Source organism: Paenibacillus sp. GCM10012306 (assembly GCF_042649265.1).
In the GTDB taxonomy this organism is placed as follows: Bacteria; Bacillota; Bacilli; order Paenibacillales; family Paenibacillaceae; genus Paenibacillus_AQ.
Genome location: NZ_JBHRYW010000007.1, coordinates 122,227 through 139,563, shown reverse-complemented (window position 1 = coordinate 139,563; position 17,337 = coordinate 122,227). Strand labels below are relative to the sequence as shown.

The following is a 17,337-nucleotide window of genomic DNA, read 5'->3' as shown; positions in this document are numbered from 1 at the left end:
TGAAAAATCATGAGTGATATGAAAACACAACAAACAAAAAATAATATTGTGAATTTTTGAACATGAAACTGTCAAATTAATCTTTAGCAGTGATTTAAGTATAGATGTGTGTTCATAATGCTGGTCGGCATCATCAGTATCACGAATAGAAAAGGGCACCGATGAAGCTGTATCATGAGTTTTGTAAGGCGAAGCGTTGACTTATCTGAGTAGAGGTTTCTTTTTTCCATTTATCATGAAAAGCAAGCGCAGCAAGAAAAAAACAAACCTGGCGCAGAAGCTCATCAGGCTTGTTCCTTTTCAAAAATATAAGAATTTAATGGTTTGCGCTACCGTTTCTACTTATCACCAAGCTGTATCCCCTTCTCCTCCACAAACCTCTCCAGAACCCTAAAATCCTCAGTAACCTTTTTAAAAGGTAAAGCCCCCAGTACCTTATCCCGGTAATCCTTCTTGGCTGCGGTGGACAGACGGGAATCCAGTATGCTGAGTACACCAAGGTCAGTTTCGCTGCGGATTAGCCGCCCGGTTCCTTGTCTTAAGCGGAGCAGCATGTCCGGTACAAAAACATCCTTCAACGGATTGTCTGCCATTGATGCTTTATATTCATAGACAGGATCGGAAGGAACAGGGAAGGGCAGGCGGAAAATGATTAACTGCGACAGATCGGAGCCTTCGATATTCACGCCTTCCCAGAATACACCGGTACTAAGAAGAACACCTTTACTGCCCCTGAATTCAGCGATCACCCCGTCCTGGGACGAGCCTTCTCTTTGCACATGTAGCGCCCATTCAAGCTTCTCGGAGTGTAACTTCTTATGAATGTACTTCATATCCTCCTTAGCTGAAAAAAGGACCAAAGTCCGCCCATCCGTTAAGTTGCAGAGCCTCATCATTTCCTTGTATGCCGCTTCAAGATAAGCTTCCCGGTTCTGATGGTTATAATAGGGGATGTCCTTCGCAATATACATCATGGTGTGATTGTCATAATCAAACGGTGAGGCCTGGCGCTCCATATAATCTCCCCTGTAACCGAGGGATTGCGTAAGATATGCGTATTGTTCCTCCAGCGTGTCGCCGCTTTGGCACATGGTAGCTGATGTTAAAACAACGGAGGTCTTCCCGTTAAATAACGTATATTTTAAAAATTGGCTTATGCCTTTAGGACAGATGCTGATGGTACTCTCCCGCTGGGTGTTGCTTGCCCATATCAGATAATTATCCTTCACTCCGGCGAGTACATCAAAAAGTTCTATAAGTCCGTTGATATCCTCAAAAAGATTATCGATCTCCCGCTCATGCTTGGAAGTTAAGACGGAAAGGCTGAGACTACACGCTTTTAAAATCTGTGACCCTCGTTTTAAGGGAACTCCTGTGATCTCCGATACTTTTATACGGTCATTGTCCTGCTTGGCTGTCTGTAGCAAATCTGCCTCGACCTGTTTGAAAATATGGCTAACACATCTTTTTAAAAATTTGAATTGCGCCATAAGCTCCCTATCTGCGGATTGCTTGAAGAGAATCTGTAGAGCGTCATCCAGAATACGGCCGGTTCTGCGGAATGTAAACTCGAGCGTCCCGGCATCTCTAACCTTTGCCTCCAAATTATGAGCTTCATCTATTACGATCAGAGCGGGCCGTTCAGTGATTAATCCCTTTGTTCCTTCTTTTTTCTTGATCAAATCACGGATGAGCAGGTCCTGGTTGACGATGATAAAATCCATATCGCTGGCGTTTGCATTAATTTTAGCCCTCATCTCGTAAAACGAACATGTACTTTTATATTGGCAACGTTCAAATTTGCAATCATTGACACACACGTTGGACCATACAGCATCACTAATACCGCCCTTAATATCTGCTCTCTCATCAATTTCATAATTCACAATCTGCCGGGCAAGTGTGGATAGCGGGGAACTTGAATCATCCGTCTGTAACAGGTCTGCTGCTCTGTAACGGCAAGCGTACTGTCCCATCCCTTTTCCGACTACAGAGCGAACCCTTGTAAATCCGAGCCGGCTTCCGATGAACCTCAGATCCTTATGTATCTGTTCTGAAAGCTGTATGGAGGATGTGGCAATAATGACCGGTTGCTGTGAGATCTGGTTAATGAGCAGGCTGGGAATGAGGTATGCAAAGGACTTACCGATGCCAACTCCGGCTTCAATCATTGCATTGCGTCCATTAATATAAGCATCCGCGATATCCAGAGACATATCTTGCTGCCCGAGCCGCTCTTTAAGTCCAATCCGGGGAAATCTATCGTACATCCGGAAGATGGCATTGACTAAAGAGGGCTCGATGTCCTTTTTTAGCTCCCGCTTCTGTAATTTATAGAGATCACTTAACCAGCTAATAACGACCGCCCCTTTTCATAATCAATGTTCTTCCTGCTATAGTTTTTTGGTGAGGTTGTAATTATCTTCTAAACTACACTTACAGTCAAGTGTGAGAACATAAAGCGGAGAAGGAGTGCATAGTGGGCAATTATCAAGGCGCTTGGCATCAGCCGGAAGGATGAGTGGATAGAGAAGCGGACGTTGATGGAATTTTTGTTGTAAATAATGATATTTTTAGCATTAATTTCAATTCGATTGTAGTAAAATGCTTCTTGTAAATGAAGGAAATAAACTCTATTTAAAGGAGACAATCTTTTGAATAAACTGTTAAAAACATTTTCCATTATATTGCTTATTTTTAATGTCGGGGGATGTGGGACTGGATCAAATAATCAAGAGAAGATCTTCAATGATAACAAGCGTTTAATGGATTCAGGGGATAGCTACACATTTAGCAGTAAGACAGGAAAGATTACAGAGGACCATGCAGAGATAAAATTCTCGGGCTTTTCAGGGGTCTATACTGTATGGAGCATAACTTCAGATGCTGACGTGACCACAAAGATTAACATTAACGGAAATGCTAAAGACGATAAATTTAAAATTATTCAGGTTAATGAATATAAAGAATTGATAACTCTTTGGAATGGGGAAGGAGCAACTGAGCTTACAATATCTATACCCAAAGGGAGTAGTGCAATTAAATGGGCTGGCAAACATGCTTCGGGCAAGGTGATGATGGAACTAGAAACAAAATCAGAGATGAAAATAGCTTCTCAGAAGGATCTGTTTGAGGGAGATGAATTTTTCAAAAAAGATTAATATGAGATGTAACTATCGACAAAGTTAAAGCCGTGTTGACACGGCTCTTCTTTGTATTGTGTTGTGTTGTGCAAATGGGGCAGGTGAGCTACGAAGTAAAATCTTCACCATCTTAGTCTGTAGAATGTCCCTAATGATAAGTTGTTGACTCTGTAGTCAAAAAGTGATAAAGTAACTCCCATGAGCAGACCAAGAGAATTTGATGTCGATCGTGCGTTGCACCAGTCTATGGAAGTGTTTTGGAACAAAGGATATAAGTCAACCTCCTATGAGGATCTAACTCGTACGACTGGGGTTAAAAAGCAAAGTTTGTATGGTGTATTTAACGACAAGCGTTCGTTGTTCTTAAAGGCGTTGGTACATTATCGTGAGCAAAATACAGAGATATTAGAAAAGCTGGATGCTCAGGAAATGTCGCCACTGAACAAGCTGGAGTCTTTACTTGACTTTCTTCTGAGCGAGGAAATCGCATGCCGCGGATGCCTGATGGTAAATTCCGCAATGGAGTTCGGAACAGAAGACGATCAGGTCACCCGTGAAATAGAGTTGATGTTTGCTGAAGCAGAACATGTGCTAGAGAAGATTATCATCAGTGGCCAAGAGCAGCAAATGATTACGTCCCGTTATTCCAGCAAAGAGTTGGCAGCCTATCTGCACAACGCTATTATCGGCGCGAGGATGATGGAAAAATCAGGTGCATCCCGGGAACAGGTCGAGGCAGTATTACGCGTGTCTTTTTCTTTAATATCGCCTTGATCTTTTTTTTGCCAAGTTTTTGACTACGTAGTCAAGTAAATGTCGTCGCTATCAGTAGAACGCTATTATTAAATTAAAGGAGGTGATGCTTTTCGAGATGCGCCTTCAGGCTAAATTCGAATCGAAGTCAAGCTGATCTTAAGCGCAGGCGACAAGTCTGTGATAATAATTAGATTTTTTCGAAAAATATATTAAATTTGGAGGATATTATGAACCATACTCAATCTGTAGAACCCTTGTTTACGTCTTTTGAATTAGGCAACTTGAAATTATCTAGTCGCATTGTGATGGCACCAATGACCCGGCAATTTTCTCCGGACGGCGTGCCTGGTGCAAACGTAGCTGCCTATTACCGCCGCAGAGCTGAAAATGGTGTGGGACTTATTGTGACTGAAGGAACGGTGATCAATCATCCGGATGCGTCCAATCAAGCCAACGTTCCGTTCTTTTATGGTGAAGCTGCACTAAACGGCTGGGCCAATGTGGTAGCTGAGGTGCATGAAGCGGGCGGTAAGATTATCCCACAGATCTGGCATATGGGAGCACGAGGCCAAGTGAATGATTATTCGGAAGTGGAAATTGCTGATATCGTTCAAGCTTTTGCACAGGCAGCAGCCGAAGCTAAGCGACTTGGATTTGATGGTATTGAGTTACATGGTGCGCATGGATATTTGATCGATCAATTCTTCTGGGAAAAAACCAATCAGCGTACCGATCGTTATGGCGGTGATATGCTTGCACGCACACGTTTTGCCGTGGAGGTCATTGAGGCTTGCCGTAAGGCAGTTGGGCCGGATTTCCCGATTGTACTGCGTTTATCGCAATGGAAATCTACTGAATACACAGCAAAATTGGCTGAAACACCGGAACTACTGGAACAGTTCCTGGCGCAACTGGTTAATGCAGGCGTGGATATTTTCCACTGTTCCACTCGCCGTTTCTGGGAACCTGAATTCGAGGGCTCTGAGCTGAACTTTGCCGGCTGGACCAAGAAGCTGACAGGCAAACCGACCATTACAGTTGGTTCTGTTGGCCTGGATGGAGATTTCACTAGTTTGTTCGCCGAAGGAAAAGGTGCAAATCATGTTGGGATTGACCGGTTGATTCAAAAGCTCGAACATGAAGAGTTTGACTTGGTAGCCATAGGTCGTGCTCTGTTAGCAGATCCTGCTTGGGCAGATAAAATCCGTGACGGCCGGACAGATGAGCTGATTCCTTTTACAGCAGAGGCCCTAAAGACACTTCATTAATACTTTCTCCGAATTGACAGAACACACTATTATATGTAAAATTTAAATCATACTTATCTCATCGACATAATAATATATTGGTGTGGTTGACCAGTTCGACTGGAGACTGAGGCGGATTTCACGACATGTGATCCGCCCAGTCTCCTATTTGCGTTTATCGCCAAAGGAGAGAGAGCGGATGAGTGAAAGGCTGAACGGAAGCAAGAAGTGGAGATTCGATACGTTGCAGGTGCATGCTGGGCAAGAGCCGGATCAGGCTACTGGTGCACGGGCGGTGCCGATTTATCAGAGCAGCTCTTTTGTATTTAAAAGCACGGATCATGCTAGTGCGGTGATTAATTTTGAAGAAGAGGGCAACATTTACACGCGGATCAGCAATCCGACGAATGCTGTGCTGGAGCAGCGGATCGCCGCTCTGGAAGGCGGAGTGGGGGCGTTGGCCGTAGCTTCAGGCTCCACAGCAGTAACGTATGCAATCTTTAATCTGGCAGGAGCCGGAGATGAGATTGTTGCAGCTAACACTTTGTACGGCGGTACGTTCAATCTGCTGGATGTCAGTCTGCCGAAGCTGGGCATTAATACCGTGTTTGTATCCCCAGATGATCCTGACAATTTTCGTCGTGCCATCACGGACCGGACCAAAGCGCTGTTCGTTGAATCGATTGGCAATCCAGGTTTGAATGTTGCTGATATCCAAGCCATAGCTGATATTGCTCATGAACATCATCTCCCATTGATCGTGGATAATACGTTCGGTAGCCCTTATCTTGTACGTCCGTTTGAGCACGGTGCGGATATTGTGGTGCATTCTGCGACCAAATATATTGGCGGGCATGGCACCTCCATCGGCGGTTTGATTGTGGATGGCGGCACCTTTGATTGGACCAGTGGCAGATTTCCGGGTTTTACGGAGCCAGACCGCAGCTACAATAATCTTCGTTATGTCGAGAAGTTCGGAGAACTAGCGTATATCACCAAAGTCAGGGTGCAGTTTTTACGAGACATGGGGGCGGCGATCAGTCCGTTTAATTCTTTTTTACTGCTGCAAGGATTGGAGACCTTGTCTCTGCGGCTGGAAAAGCATCTTGCGAACACGCGAGTTGTCGTTGAGTATTTGGAAAACCACCCGGATGTGGCCTGGGTCAATTATCCGGGCTTGCCTAGCAGTCCATATTACTCGTTGGCTGAGCGGTATTTTCCGAAGGGGCCAGGGTCGATCTTTACGTTTGGTTTAAAAGGAGGCTATGAGGCCGCGAATGTCTTCATCAATAATCTAGAGTTGTTCTCGCATCTGGCCAATGTGGCGGACGCCAAATCGCTGGTGATCCATCCGGCCAGTACGACACATGCCCAGCTCTCACCGGAGCAGCAGCTCGCCGGAGGAATAACTCCCGACCTGATTCGGTTGTCGATCGGCATTGAAGATCCCGAGGATCTGAAGGAGGATTTAGAACAAGCGATTCGGAAGGCACAACTAGCTGTGGCGGATGCAACTGAGGAGACAGCAGCTCCAGAGGCGGAGCAAATAACAGGTTAGCAACGTTTAGCCAGAATGGATTAATACACAAAACGGCCCTGTTTCGCATTTACTTGCGACAAGGCCGTTTTATTGTTTTGTGAACATATAAGCCAGTTTACATGCCTGCTTAATGTTACCTAAAACCAGCAATGGCGGTGCTTACAGAGGTTGAGAATATTCCTTATTTTGCTATAATTCAGGTAGTATGAGCAGTCGTCGACACTCATGAATTAGGAATCCTCTGATTAAAAGGAGACGTTCTTATGAACAAGCGTAATAAATACATTTTATTCGGAATAGTGATGCTAATCATCGTTGGTTTAGGCATCTTCTATATGTCTCCGAGTAACACGACTTTTAAAAAAGCTGTATTGGACCAATTGGATGTAGCAGAAGTAAGCTCCATTAAAATTGATAAATCAGGAGCTGCTGTAGATGAAAACGAAGTAACCATTACAGATCCGGGCGAGATCGATAAAATACTAGGCACACTCGCTCAGATAAACTTACGTAAGTCGAGGCTATCTAACATTAAATATAATGATTCATATTGGATAACCATCGAGACAAAGAGTGAGAATTTGAAGTTTGGAATCACACTCTATGATCAAAATTATTTAGAAACTTATGAATATAATGCAAAGATTCCTAAAAATAAAATCCAATCCTACAAAATAACGAACGACTTTGATCTAGAGGTTATCCGCGATTTATTTAAAAAGTGATATCAAGCTCTTGCACTTAAAACTTATGCATACAAAAAGCAGCTATTCTCCAGTGTTTTAGAGAGTCGCTGCTTTAATTTTTTTTGAGTGCTGGCGATTTTATTCCTAGGTAACCCACTACAACGAAGCGGACTCCTTAGCTGCATAACGATTCGACGGGACTTCCAGCCCGAGATGTTCTCTTAATGTACTGCCCTCGTATTCGGTGCGAAACAACCCACGTTGCTGCAGAAGCGGCACGACCTGATCCACGAATTCTTCAAGTCCGTCTGGCAAAGAGGGGGCCATTAGCATAAAACCATCGGCTGCGCCTTCCAAAAACCATTTTTCCAGAGTATCCGCAATCTTCTCCGGTGTACCTACCAGATGATCCTGGCTGAAGGATCCGATAATGAGAGAATAAACTTCCCTGAGTGTAGGGTTCTCCCGGGCAATGACAGGCTGATGTTTGGCATAGTCAGGATTCCGGGCTTCCAAGTGAACCAGTCCTGCCTGAGCGGCGGTGGTTTGTGTCGTAAATCCACTGAAATCAAGCTCTTTAAAATAATCGGCCAGGAAGTCGAGAATATCGCTATCCGGTAGCAAATCTTCCAAGCGTTTTAACTTGGCATAGGCTTCTTCCTCCGTGGGGGCAATGACTGGAGATATTCCTTGCAGAATAAAGACGTCGTCCGGGTTCCGGCCATATGAGGCCACTTCTTGCTTAAACTCCTGATAATAGGCTTTGGCATCCTCAAAATTATATTTTATGGCGAAAACCACTTCTCCGACTCGTGCCGAGAACCTCCGCCCGGCCTCCGAATTCCCTGCTTGAACCAGCACGGGATGACCTTGCGGGGAACGGGCAATATTAAGTGGCCCTTCCACAGCAAAAAACTCCTCTTTATGATGGAGCCGGTGCAGCTTATCTGGATCGAAGAACTGTCCGGACTCTTTGTCATACAGAAAAGCATCATCCTCCCAGGAATCCCACAGGCCGCGCACGACATCTACGAATTCCTCGGCTCTTTTGTAGCGATGATTGATCTCGAAGTGGGACTCTGCTCCGAAGTTCCGGGCTGTGTTCCCGGACAAGTCCCGGGTGGTGACGATATTCCAGCCTGCTCTTCCTTTACTGATCTGATCCACGGACAGGAATAGACGAGCCAAATTGAAGGGTTCAATGTAAGAGGTTGAAGCGGTGGCTACCAAACCGATCTTGGAAGAGGAGCCTGCCAGTGCGGCGATTAGCGTAATAGGCTCGAAGCGGTTGAGGATATTGGGGTGGGATTGTTCATTAATCGCGAGGCTGTCTGCGAGAAAAGCCACATCGAACTTTCCGCGTTCAGCGGTTCGGACAAGCTCACGGTAATAATCAATATCTATGCTGGCTCCAGGATGTGCTGACTCTAGTCTCCACGATGAAGCATGCATACCTGTTCCGACGAGATAAGCGGATAATTTAATTTCTCTTTTGCGTGTCATTTGGGGCATTCCTCCTAAATGAGGGTCTCCAGTTGACTGGTCGAAACTCATATAATCAATAAGTATGTAGGTTTGATTAATGGGTATTTATGCAAAAGATTTTAAATAGATGAACTAGGTTTGTCAATATTAAATTTTCAAATTATTAGCAAAAAAATAGGTTGTTGACGATTGTTAAAATTTGCGATACTATGACCTCAATATAACCGATTGAATTACTCGGAAATAAATGCGCGACCAGTCAACTGGAGATGCCGCTTCTAAATCAACTATTTAGAGCTGCATCTTTTTTTATGAGATGAGGTGGGGAAGTGGCAAGGATAGGCGCGGCAGTCGTAGAACGAAATGTGCCAGTACCGATGAGAGATGGAACCCTCTTGTATGCGGATGTATACCGCCCTGAATCCGAAGGTCTTTATCCGGTGCTATTGCTCAGAACGGCATATAACAAGGAAGATGCCCAGAGTATGAACTATGCCCATCCGTCCTGGTATGCGCGGCAGGGATATATTGTCGTGGTACAGGATGTCAGAGGGCGGTGGGCTTCAGAGGGTGAGTTTCATCCTAATAGCTATGAGGAGGAGGATGGATACGACACGGTTCAATGGGTATCGGCGCTTCCTGGCGCCCTACCCAAGGTTGGCATGTACGGGTTCTCCTACTGCGGGGCAGTGCAATGGCAAGCGGCATTAGCACGGCCACCAGCGCTGATATGCATTGCTCCGGGAATGATCGGTTCAGACGCCTATCAGGGAAAGACGTATCGCAATGGCGCTTTTGCACTCGCGAGTCTGTTATCCTGGGTGCTATTCGTGGCCCAGGACACAGCGCTGCACCGGGGGCGGAGTGATTGGGCGGCGGACATCCCTGGGCTGTATGCGGGAATCCATTCGTTATATGGCAAGCTCCCGCTAAAGGAGCTGCCGGAGCCGCTTGAGGAGCTAGTTCCCTTTTATAAAGAATGGTTGGAGCATCCAGAAAGAGAGGAATACTGGCTTCCCTCGTCACTAAAGGAGCAGTATCAGAAGATTGAGGTGCCTGCTCTGCATATCGGCGGCTGGTATGACCTGTTCATTGACGGAACGATTGAGAACTACAACGGTGTCCGCCAGCATGGGGCCACTGAGACCGCCAGAGAGAACCAGCAGCTATACATCGAGCCATGGTTCCATATGCCATGGTCCAGATATGTAGGCGAAATGGATTTTGGGCCGGAAGCGGTTAACCGGATCGATGAGTTGCAACTGCAGTGGTTCGACAGATGGCTGAAGGGTAAGGTGCCGCAGGGTCGTGAAACAGCGAACATCCCCATCCAGTTCTTCCTGATGGGAAGCAATAGCTGGCGGCAGGCGGAAGAGTGGCCGTTGCCTGGGACACGAATTACGGATTACTACTTACATAGCACGCGTAAAGCCAACTCCATCAATGGAGATGGGCGACTAGATACGCTGCATCCAACGGATGAATATCCGGATGTCTATGTCTATCATCCTTCCATTCCGGTGCCTGCGCTTGGGGGGAGGTCGGGCGCTGTACCAGATTTAACGCCGATGGGGCCGAAGAATCAAATCCCTGTGGAACTGAGGAACGATGTGCTCGTCTATACCTCGGAGCCGCTGACCAAGGGATTGACCGTCATTGGAGAGGTTGTCGCTGTCCTCTTCGTTTCTTCGAGTGCCGAGGATACAGATTTTGTTGCTAAGCTGGTCGATGTCCATCCGGATGGTCGGGCGTTCAATGTTGCAGAAGGCATTTTACGGGTCAGTTACCGGAACGGACTGGAGCGGCGCGAGCCGATTATTCCGGGTGAGGTGATGGAGCTCCATCTCTCGCTTGGGCCAACGGCGATAGAATTTTTACCAGGGCATGCGATCAGGCTGGATGTGACAAGTTCATTGTTCCCCACCTTTGACCGGAATCCGAACCGGTTGCTGAATCCCGGAGAGGTGACGGAGAGGGATTTCGTTACAGCGACGCAGAGTCTTTTTCACGATAACAATTATCCATCGAGGCTTGAGCTGCCGATCATCGAGGAATGAAAAACAAAAGAGGTGCAGGGGATGACAGTAGCTTATATCTGGTTTGATCTTGGATACACGCTGGTTTATTTGGAAAGGGAGGCGGCGTACCGTGAATTTCTGCTCGAACAAGGCATAGAGAGGTCTCTGCAGGCCATTGAAAAAGCCTATCATCAGACCGACAAACTGTTCATGCGTCAATATAAAGGGGCGCTAGGCAAGGATACGGATACGTTCTATCCGTGGTACATCGGTATATTGAATTACTCTCTGAACGTACATTTCGATCTGGTCCGCCAATGCAGACGGCTGCGGGAAATTGAGGCCCAGCAGCAGAGCGGCTGGCGGGCGTTCCCTGAGACACTGGAAGTGCTGGGTGCCCTTAAAGAGCGTTCTTACGGGATTGGTCTGATCAGTAACTGGGATCTTACGGCGAGATCGGTGCTGGAGGAGAACGGGCTGCTGCCCTTCTTTGATCAGATTGTCATTTCCTCAGAGGTGGGCGCGGTGAAGCCGGATGAGGTCATTTTTCGGAAGGCGCTGAAGTTGGCGGGAGTGAGTGCCGGGCAGAGTCTGTATGTGGGTGACAACTATTATGACGATGTCATTGGCAGTCAGCGCGTGGGGATGGAGAGCTGTCTCATCAACCGGTTTGGCAAGCTTGGGATTGAGGAGATTGGGCAAGTGCCGACTCTTTCATCCATTAAGGAACTTCCGCAGCTGCTGGGCGCATCACCGAAGAAAATATCAAGGGGCTAGTAAGTGTACATTATCGCGAGGCATTAACGATTGCACATTACTAAGATAAAGGTGGGAAAGAAGATGACGAACAAAAAGCTAACGAACACAAAGAAATCCTTATATGTCCTCTCGTTGATTACGGCTGTACTCATGGTGCTGGTGTTATCTGCCTGCGGCAAAGATACAGCGAAAACGAACGCTTCACAGTCACAGTCAAAGTCACAGCCCACCAGTAGTACAGAAGCAACGCAAGCTCCTGAAAGTACAGAAGCACCGAGTGCTGAACCGAAAAGCGGAGGCAAGGTCGTCGTCATTATCCCGCAGGATCTGGATTATTTGGACCCTCATCTGGCGGTAGCGGCTGGAACGGCCGAAGTGCTGTTCAACGTGTTTGAAGGTCTTCTGAAACCGAATGATAAAGGCGAGCTGTATCCGGCAGTTGCTGAATCCTATGAGGTATCCCCGGACGGCTTGACCTATACCTTCAAAATCCGCAGCGGTGTAAAGTTCCATAACGGCAAAACCGTGACCTCTGCAGATGTGAAGTATTCTTATGACCGCCTGGCGGGTACCGCCACAGGCAAGCCACTGTCCACAGCTTATGAAAGTGTAGCCTCGATTGAGGCGCCAGACGCTTCAACGGTTGTTTTCAAGCTGAAGGAGAATAATTCCTCGTTCCTGACCTCCTTGACCGCGGCGAGCGGAGCGATTATTCCGGAAGGTTATGAGGACAGTAACAAAACGCCTATCGGCACAGGCCCGTTCAAGTTCAAGGAGTATCTGCCCGGACAGCGTCTTGTTGTTGAGAAGAATTCCGATTATTACGTGAAGGATATCCCTTCGCTGGATCAGGTGGAATTCCGGATTATTACGGACAGTGAAGCTGCGCTACTGGCTTTGAAGTCAGGAGAGGCGGATATTTATCCACGGATCGGGACAGAACGGCTTGAGGAAGTGGCTGATAAGTTCAACGCCGTCAGTGCCCCGCAAAATCTGGTGCAGCTCGTGACCTTCAACATTGCCAGAAAACCGTTCAATGATGTCAAGGTGCGTCAGGCGATCAACTATGCGGTTAACAAAGATGAGATTATTGCCGGGGTTGCACTGGGCAAGGGAACCAAGCTAGGTTCCAATCTAAGCCCTGTACTTGCCAAGTACTATCAGGAAGGTCTGGAGGATAAATACGCCACGGATATTGAGAAAGCCAAGAGTTTGCTCGCCGAGGCCGGTTATCCGAATGGTTTTGAAACTACCTTGTCGGTGCCGTCCAACTACCAATTCCATGTCGATACGGCACAGGTCTTCGCTCAGCAGCTTGCGCAAATTGGCATTAAAGTCAAGATCGAGCCTGTGGAATGGGCAGTCTGGCTGGAACGGATTTATAAAGGTCGTGATTACGATCTGACGATTATCGGGCTGGATGGCAAGCTCGACCCGTACTCTATTTTGAACAAGTATCTGTCAGATTCGCCGAACAACTTTTTCAACTATAAAAATCCGGAGTTTGATGAGACGCTGAAAGCTGCCGTTAAGGAAGTGGACGATGCCAAGCGGGTGGAGTTGTATAAAAAAGCCCAGACCATTCTGGCTGACGATGCTGCAGCTGTGTATATTATGGACCCTAACCTGAACGTAGCTATCAGCAAAAAGCTGACCGGATACAAGCAGTATCCGATCTATGTACAGGATCTGTCGACCGTGCACTTTACGGAGTAACCTGCGGGAGGATTCAAGGCATGAACTATTACGCACGCCGGTTAGTCACGCTCTTTTTGACGGTATTGTTCGTCGTAGTATTGACGTTCACTGCCTTTCGCATCATCCCTGGTAATCCGGCGTTGGCCATTCTGGGAACGGAGGCGTCGAATGAGCAGATTGCTCTGCTTGAAGCGAAGCTCGGCACCGACCGTCCCCTTCTGGTCCAATTCGGTGATTGGCTTGGTAACGCGGCTCTGCTGGATTTCGGCGAATCACTGCGTTTCTCGGAGCCGGTGTTGAAGCTGATCATCAGCCGTGTTCCTGTCACGTTATCACTGGCGCTGCTTGCGCTAGTGATTTCCGTGTTTACAGCGGTGCCGCTTGGTATTCTGGCCGCCAAATCGCACGGCAAGAAATGGGATGCTCTCATCTCGATCGGCACACAGTTCGGATTAGCCATTCCCTCCTTCTGGATGGGCATCATCCTGATTCTTGTGTTCGGGCTGACGCTGAGGTGGTTCTCGGTCAGTAGCTATGTACCGTGGTCAGAGAGTCCACTTCTGGCATTAAAGTCGATTGTATTGCCCGCTGTTGCGCTAGCGATTCCGCAGATCGCAGTGATTGTCCGGTATTTGCGCACCACGATGCTGGAACAGCTGAATCTGGATTATGTGCGTACTGCCAGAAGCAAAGGGCTGTCTGAACGGTCGATTCAATATATACATGTGCTCAAAAATGCGCTATTGCCGGTCATAACTATTGTCGGGATTAATTTTGGCGAACTGCTGGCCGGTAGTCTTGTCATTGAACAGGTCTTCACACTGCCAGGCTTCGGCAGTCTGCTGATTACCGCCATCGGCAACCGTGATTATCCGCTGGTGCAGGGGCTGGTGCTGCTAATCGCTGTCACTGTCATTATCATTAATTTTATTGTCGATCTGTCTTACCGCTGGTTGGACCCGAAAATTCGTCTAAAGTAGAGGGCTCTTAAGGATGAGGATAAATAAAAGCTTCAGTCTGGTGCTCGGTAGTCTGTTCGTAGGGCTGCTGCTTGTCATTATGATAATCAGCCTCTTCTACACCCCTTATGGGGAGAATGTCATGAGTATAACCGAACGCTTGCAGGCACCGGGCTCAGCGCATTGGCTGGGAACGGATAACTTCGGGCGAGATGTGCTTAGCCGCATTATGGTCGGGGCACAGACAGCCTTTCTGGTCGGCTCTATATCCGTAGCGATTGGCCTTACTTGTGGTTTCATTGTGGGTACCTTAGCCGGGTATGTGGGAGGCTGGGTCGATGAGTTGATGATGCGGGCTACGGATGCATTGCTGGCCTTTCCCGGCATTCTGCTGGCGCTGTTGCTAGTGTCTATCTTCAAGCCAAATCTGTTCCAGACTATTATCGCTATAGGTGTGTTATCCGTCCCATCCTTCGCACGGGTGATTCGCAGCGGCGTACTGCAGCACCGGGAAGCGGACTATGTGCGAGCGGCAAGAGGAATTGGCGCAGGACATTTCAACGTCATTTTTATTCAGATCCTACCCAATATTATTTCTTCTATTATAACAACGGCGGCACTTAGCTTCTCGACGGCGATTTTGGTAGAAGCGGCGCTCAGCTATCTGGGACTTGGCGTTCAGCCACCTGATCCCAGCTGGGGCAGGATGCTGAACGAAGCGCAAGGATATTTGAACAAGGCACCTTGGTATGCGCTGGCGCCGGGGCTGTTGATCACATTATCGGTGCTTGGCTTCAACCTGCTCGGGGATGGTATCCGCGATTTGCGCGACAACGTGAACAGAGGGGGATGACTAAGTGGCTGAGAGGGAAACGGAACGTCAGAAGATACTGGACATCCGCAATCTACGAATAGAACTGAAAGGACGGCGGCGGGAACGGCTGACTGTAGTGGACGGAATCTCGCTGTCGGTATCTCGGGGAGAGACACTGGGGATTGTCGGCGAATCGGGCTGTGGCAAAAGCGTGTTGTCACTTTCAATGCTCGGACTGCTGCCCAAGGCGATGGAAATCAGCAGCGGGGAAATCTGGTACGGGGAGCGGGAGGGTACGGCGCAACCTTTACATCTTCTGAAGCAGAAGGAGCTGCGGAATATCCGCGGCCGGGAAGTAGCCATGGTTTTTCAGGACCCGATGAGTTCCCTGAATAACAGCTTGACGATAGGCTATCAGGTGACGGAAGGACTGCGTCTCCACCTGGGCTATTCCCGTCAGGAGGCTGCGGCACAGGCTATTGAGCTATTCCGTAAGGTTGGTCTGGCGCGTCCAGAAAAGCTGCTGAAGGAATATCCGCATCAGCTCTCTGGCGGCATGCGGCAACGGGTGATGATCGCCATTGCTATCGCTTGCAATCCCGGGCTGTTGATCGCAGATGAACCGACCACGGCGCTGGACGTGACCATCCAGGCGCAAATTCTGGAGGTCATGCGGCAGATCCGCGATCAGGACGGAACTTCGATTGTACTGATCTCACATGATCTTGGTCTTATCGCGGAGATGTGTGACCGGATTGCAGTGATGTACGCGGGACGGATCGTGGAGGAAGGGACGGTGGGAGATATTTTTGACCGGCCTCGTCATCCGTATACGATTGGGCTGCTGAACTCTATTCCGTCGCCATCCCATAAAGGTCACAGGCTACACTCGATCCCGGGTGTCGTTCCGGGTCTACATGAGCGGTCGGTTGGCTGTACTTTCGCTCCCCGCTGCCAATATGCCATGGAACGTTGCCGAACAGAGCAACCTAAGCTGTCGCCGGTTGGATTCGGGCATACATCCAGCTGCTTTCTGGTAGCGGAAGAGGGGGTGAAAAAGGGTGACAACCGAAATACCGCTGATCGAGCTGAGGGAACTGGAGAAGTATTATACGAAACGAGTGTGGCCGCAGAAGAGACAGGTGCTACGAGCCGTTGACGGTGTCTCTGTTTCGATACGGAAGGGAGAGACGCTGGGATTGGTCGGCGAGAGTGGCTGCGGCAAGTCGACATTAGGCCAGATAACGGCCAGGCTGCTTGAGCCAAGCGGTGGTGGTCTTTTCTACAATGGGGAGGAGATATCTGGTTCAAAAGGTCGGAAGCAGCAGGAGCTGCGGCGCCGGATTCAGTACGTCTTCCAGGACCCGTTCACCTCCCTGAATCCACGCTTCAAGATTGGACGGCTGCTGGAGGAGCCGCTGAAGTTGAACCGCTTGGGCAAGGCTGCGGCCCGGTGGAGCAAGGTCAATGACATGCTGGAGAGTATCGGTCTGGACGAGTCGTATCGGAGCCGGTATGCCCATGAATTAAGTGGTGGGCAGCGCCAGCGGATCGGCATTGCGCGAGCACTTATGCTCAACCCGGAGTTTCTCGTGCTCGACGAACCGGTGTCTGCGCTGGATGTCTCTGTCCAAGCCCAAGTGCTCAATTTGCTAAAAGACCTTCAGCAGGAGCTATCGCTAACGTATCTATTCATCTCGCATGATCTGAATGTCGTCCATTATATGAGTGACAGAGTGGCTGTCATGTATCTGGGCAAAATCGTCGAGATTGGTGATATGGAGGAGGTGTACGCTCATCCTCTGCATCCTTATACGCAGGCACTGGTCTCCTCCATTCCGGCAGAGCGTACGGCACAGAAGCGGGAACGAATCGTACTTGAGGGCGATCTGCCAGACCCTTCTGCGATTCCATCGGGCTGTGCGTTCCGCACGCGCTGTATGCACGCCCACGACAGATGCTTCTCGGAAGCGCCCACCCTTGCGGACGTGAGGGAAGGGCATGCGGTCAGTTGTCATTTGTGGACAGAGGAGAGTTATAGCGTGAACAAGATTAGAGAAGTCAGAACCGCCTCCCTATAAAATCGCGAAGAGCACAGAGGGATTTTTCAAAATGGTATGTATATCTTTAGGCGAGCTCTTAACGGGTGATTGGCACATGTATCGATAGGGTGCCTATCCCCGTTTTTTATTGTCATGAAGAAACGCGGGTTACCCCGATTAGTTGAAGTTG

Annotated in this window: 14 protein-coding genes; 12 read left to right on the top strand and 2 right to left on the bottom strand. The window is 48.4% G+C overall.

Features of this window, described 5'->3' with window-relative positions:
- Positions 1 to 338: 338 nt before the first annotated feature.
- Positions 339 to 2,270: an ATP-dependent DNA helicase gene (locus ACFORK_RS16550; RefSeq protein ID WP_379200825.1), complete on the bottom strand. Its 1,932-nt coding sequence runs from the start codon at positions 2,268 to 2,270 to the stop codon at positions 339 to 341.
- Between the two features lie 384 nt (positions 2,271 to 2,654).
- Here ACFORK_RS16550 and ACFORK_RS16545 point away from each other — a divergent pair, with 384 nt between their 5' ends.
- The 5 genes from ACFORK_RS16545 to ACFORK_RS16525 all read left to right on the top strand — a co-directional run bounded on the left by ACFORK_RS16545 (position 2,655) and on the right by ACFORK_RS16525 (position 7,411).
- Positions 2,655 to 3,161 (top strand): hypothetical protein, encoded by a 507-nt coding sequence (locus ACFORK_RS16545; RefSeq protein ID WP_379200823.1) that lies wholly within the window; start codon positions 2,655 to 2,657, stop codon positions 3,159 to 3,161.
- Positions 3,162 to 3,341: 180 nt separating this feature from the next.
- Positions 3,342 to 3,917 (top strand): TetR/AcrR family transcriptional regulator, encoded by a 576-nt coding sequence (locus ACFORK_RS16540; protein ID WP_379200821.1) that lies wholly within the window; start codon positions 3,342 to 3,344, stop codon positions 3,915 to 3,917.
- A gap of 209 nt (positions 3,918 to 4,126) precedes the next feature.
- The gene (locus ACFORK_RS16535; protein ID WP_379200819.1) at positions 4,127 to 5,167 is read left to right on the top strand and encodes an NADH:flavin oxidoreductase; all 1,041 of its coding nucleotides are present in this window, start codon (positions 4,127 to 4,129) and stop codon (positions 5,165 to 5,167) included.
- 190 nt (positions 5,168 to 5,357) lie between these two features.
- Positions 5,358 to 6,704 carry an O-acetylhomoserine aminocarboxypropyltransferase/cysteine synthase family protein gene (locus ACFORK_RS16530; RefSeq protein ID WP_379201239.1) on the top strand — a complete coding sequence of 449 codons (1,347 nt, stop codon included), beginning with the start codon at positions 5,358 to 5,360 and terminating at the stop codon, positions 6,702 to 6,704.
- A gap of 245 nt (positions 6,705 to 6,949) precedes the next feature.
- Positions 6,950 to 7,411 (top strand): hypothetical protein, encoded by a 462-nt coding sequence (locus tag ACFORK_RS16525; RefSeq protein WP_379200817.1) that lies wholly within the window; start codon positions 6,950 to 6,952, stop codon positions 7,409 to 7,411.
- Positions 7,412 to 7,528: 117 nt separating this feature from the next.
- Here the strand turns inward: ACFORK_RS16525 and ACFORK_RS16520 are convergent, their stop codons facing one another.
- The gene (locus ACFORK_RS16520; protein ID WP_379200815.1) at positions 7,529 to 8,875 is read right to left on the bottom strand and encodes an LLM class flavin-dependent oxidoreductase; all 1,347 of its coding nucleotides are present in this window, start codon (positions 8,873 to 8,875) and stop codon (positions 7,529 to 7,531) included.
- A 311-nt stretch (positions 8,876 to 9,186) separates the two neighbouring features.
- Between ACFORK_RS16520 and ACFORK_RS16515 the strand changes: the two genes are divergently transcribed.
- The 7 genes from ACFORK_RS16515 (at position 9,187) to ACFORK_RS16485 (ending at position 17,186) form a co-directional block, all read left to right on the top strand.
- Positions 9,187 to 10,914 (top strand): CocE/NonD family hydrolase, encoded by a 1,728-nt coding sequence (locus ACFORK_RS16515; protein ID WP_379200813.1) that lies wholly within the window; start codon positions 9,187 to 9,189, stop codon positions 10,912 to 10,914.
- Between the two features lie 21 nt (positions 10,915 to 10,935).
- Positions 10,936 to 11,652 (top strand): HAD family hydrolase, encoded by a 717-nt coding sequence (locus ACFORK_RS16510; RefSeq protein ID WP_379200811.1) that lies wholly within the window; start codon positions 10,936 to 10,938, stop codon positions 11,650 to 11,652.
- Between the two features lie 63 nt (positions 11,653 to 11,715).
- Positions 11,716 to 13,350, top strand: coding sequence for an ABC transporter substrate-binding protein (locus ACFORK_RS16505; protein ID WP_379200809.1), 1,635 nt, complete (start codon positions 11,716 to 11,718; stop codon positions 13,348 to 13,350).
- Positions 13,351 to 13,370: 20 nt separating this feature from the next.
- Positions 13,371 to 14,312, top strand: a complete 942-nt coding sequence (locus ACFORK_RS16500; RefSeq protein WP_379200807.1) for an ABC transporter permease — start codon at positions 13,371 to 13,373, stop codon at positions 14,310 to 14,312.
- Positions 14,313 to 14,325: 13 nt separating this feature from the next.
- Positions 14,326 to 15,144: an ABC transporter permease gene (locus tag ACFORK_RS16495; RefSeq protein ID WP_379200805.1), complete on the top strand. Its 819-nt coding sequence runs from the start codon at positions 14,326 to 14,328 to the stop codon at positions 15,142 to 15,144.
- A gap of 4 nt (positions 15,145 to 15,148) precedes the next feature.
- Positions 15,149 to 16,264 carry an ABC transporter ATP-binding protein gene (locus ACFORK_RS16490; RefSeq protein ID WP_379200803.1) on the top strand — a complete coding sequence of 372 codons (1,116 nt, stop codon included), beginning with the start codon at positions 15,149 to 15,151 and terminating at the stop codon, positions 16,262 to 16,264.
- Positions 16,167 to 17,186 carry an ABC transporter ATP-binding protein gene (locus tag ACFORK_RS16485; RefSeq protein ID WP_379200801.1) on the top strand — a complete coding sequence of 340 codons (1,020 nt, stop codon included), beginning with the start codon at positions 16,167 to 16,169 and terminating at the stop codon, positions 17,184 to 17,186. Before ACFORK_RS16490 ends, ACFORK_RS16485 begins: the two co-directional genes overlap by 98 nt.
- Positions 17,187 to 17,337 lie beyond the last annotated feature (151 nt).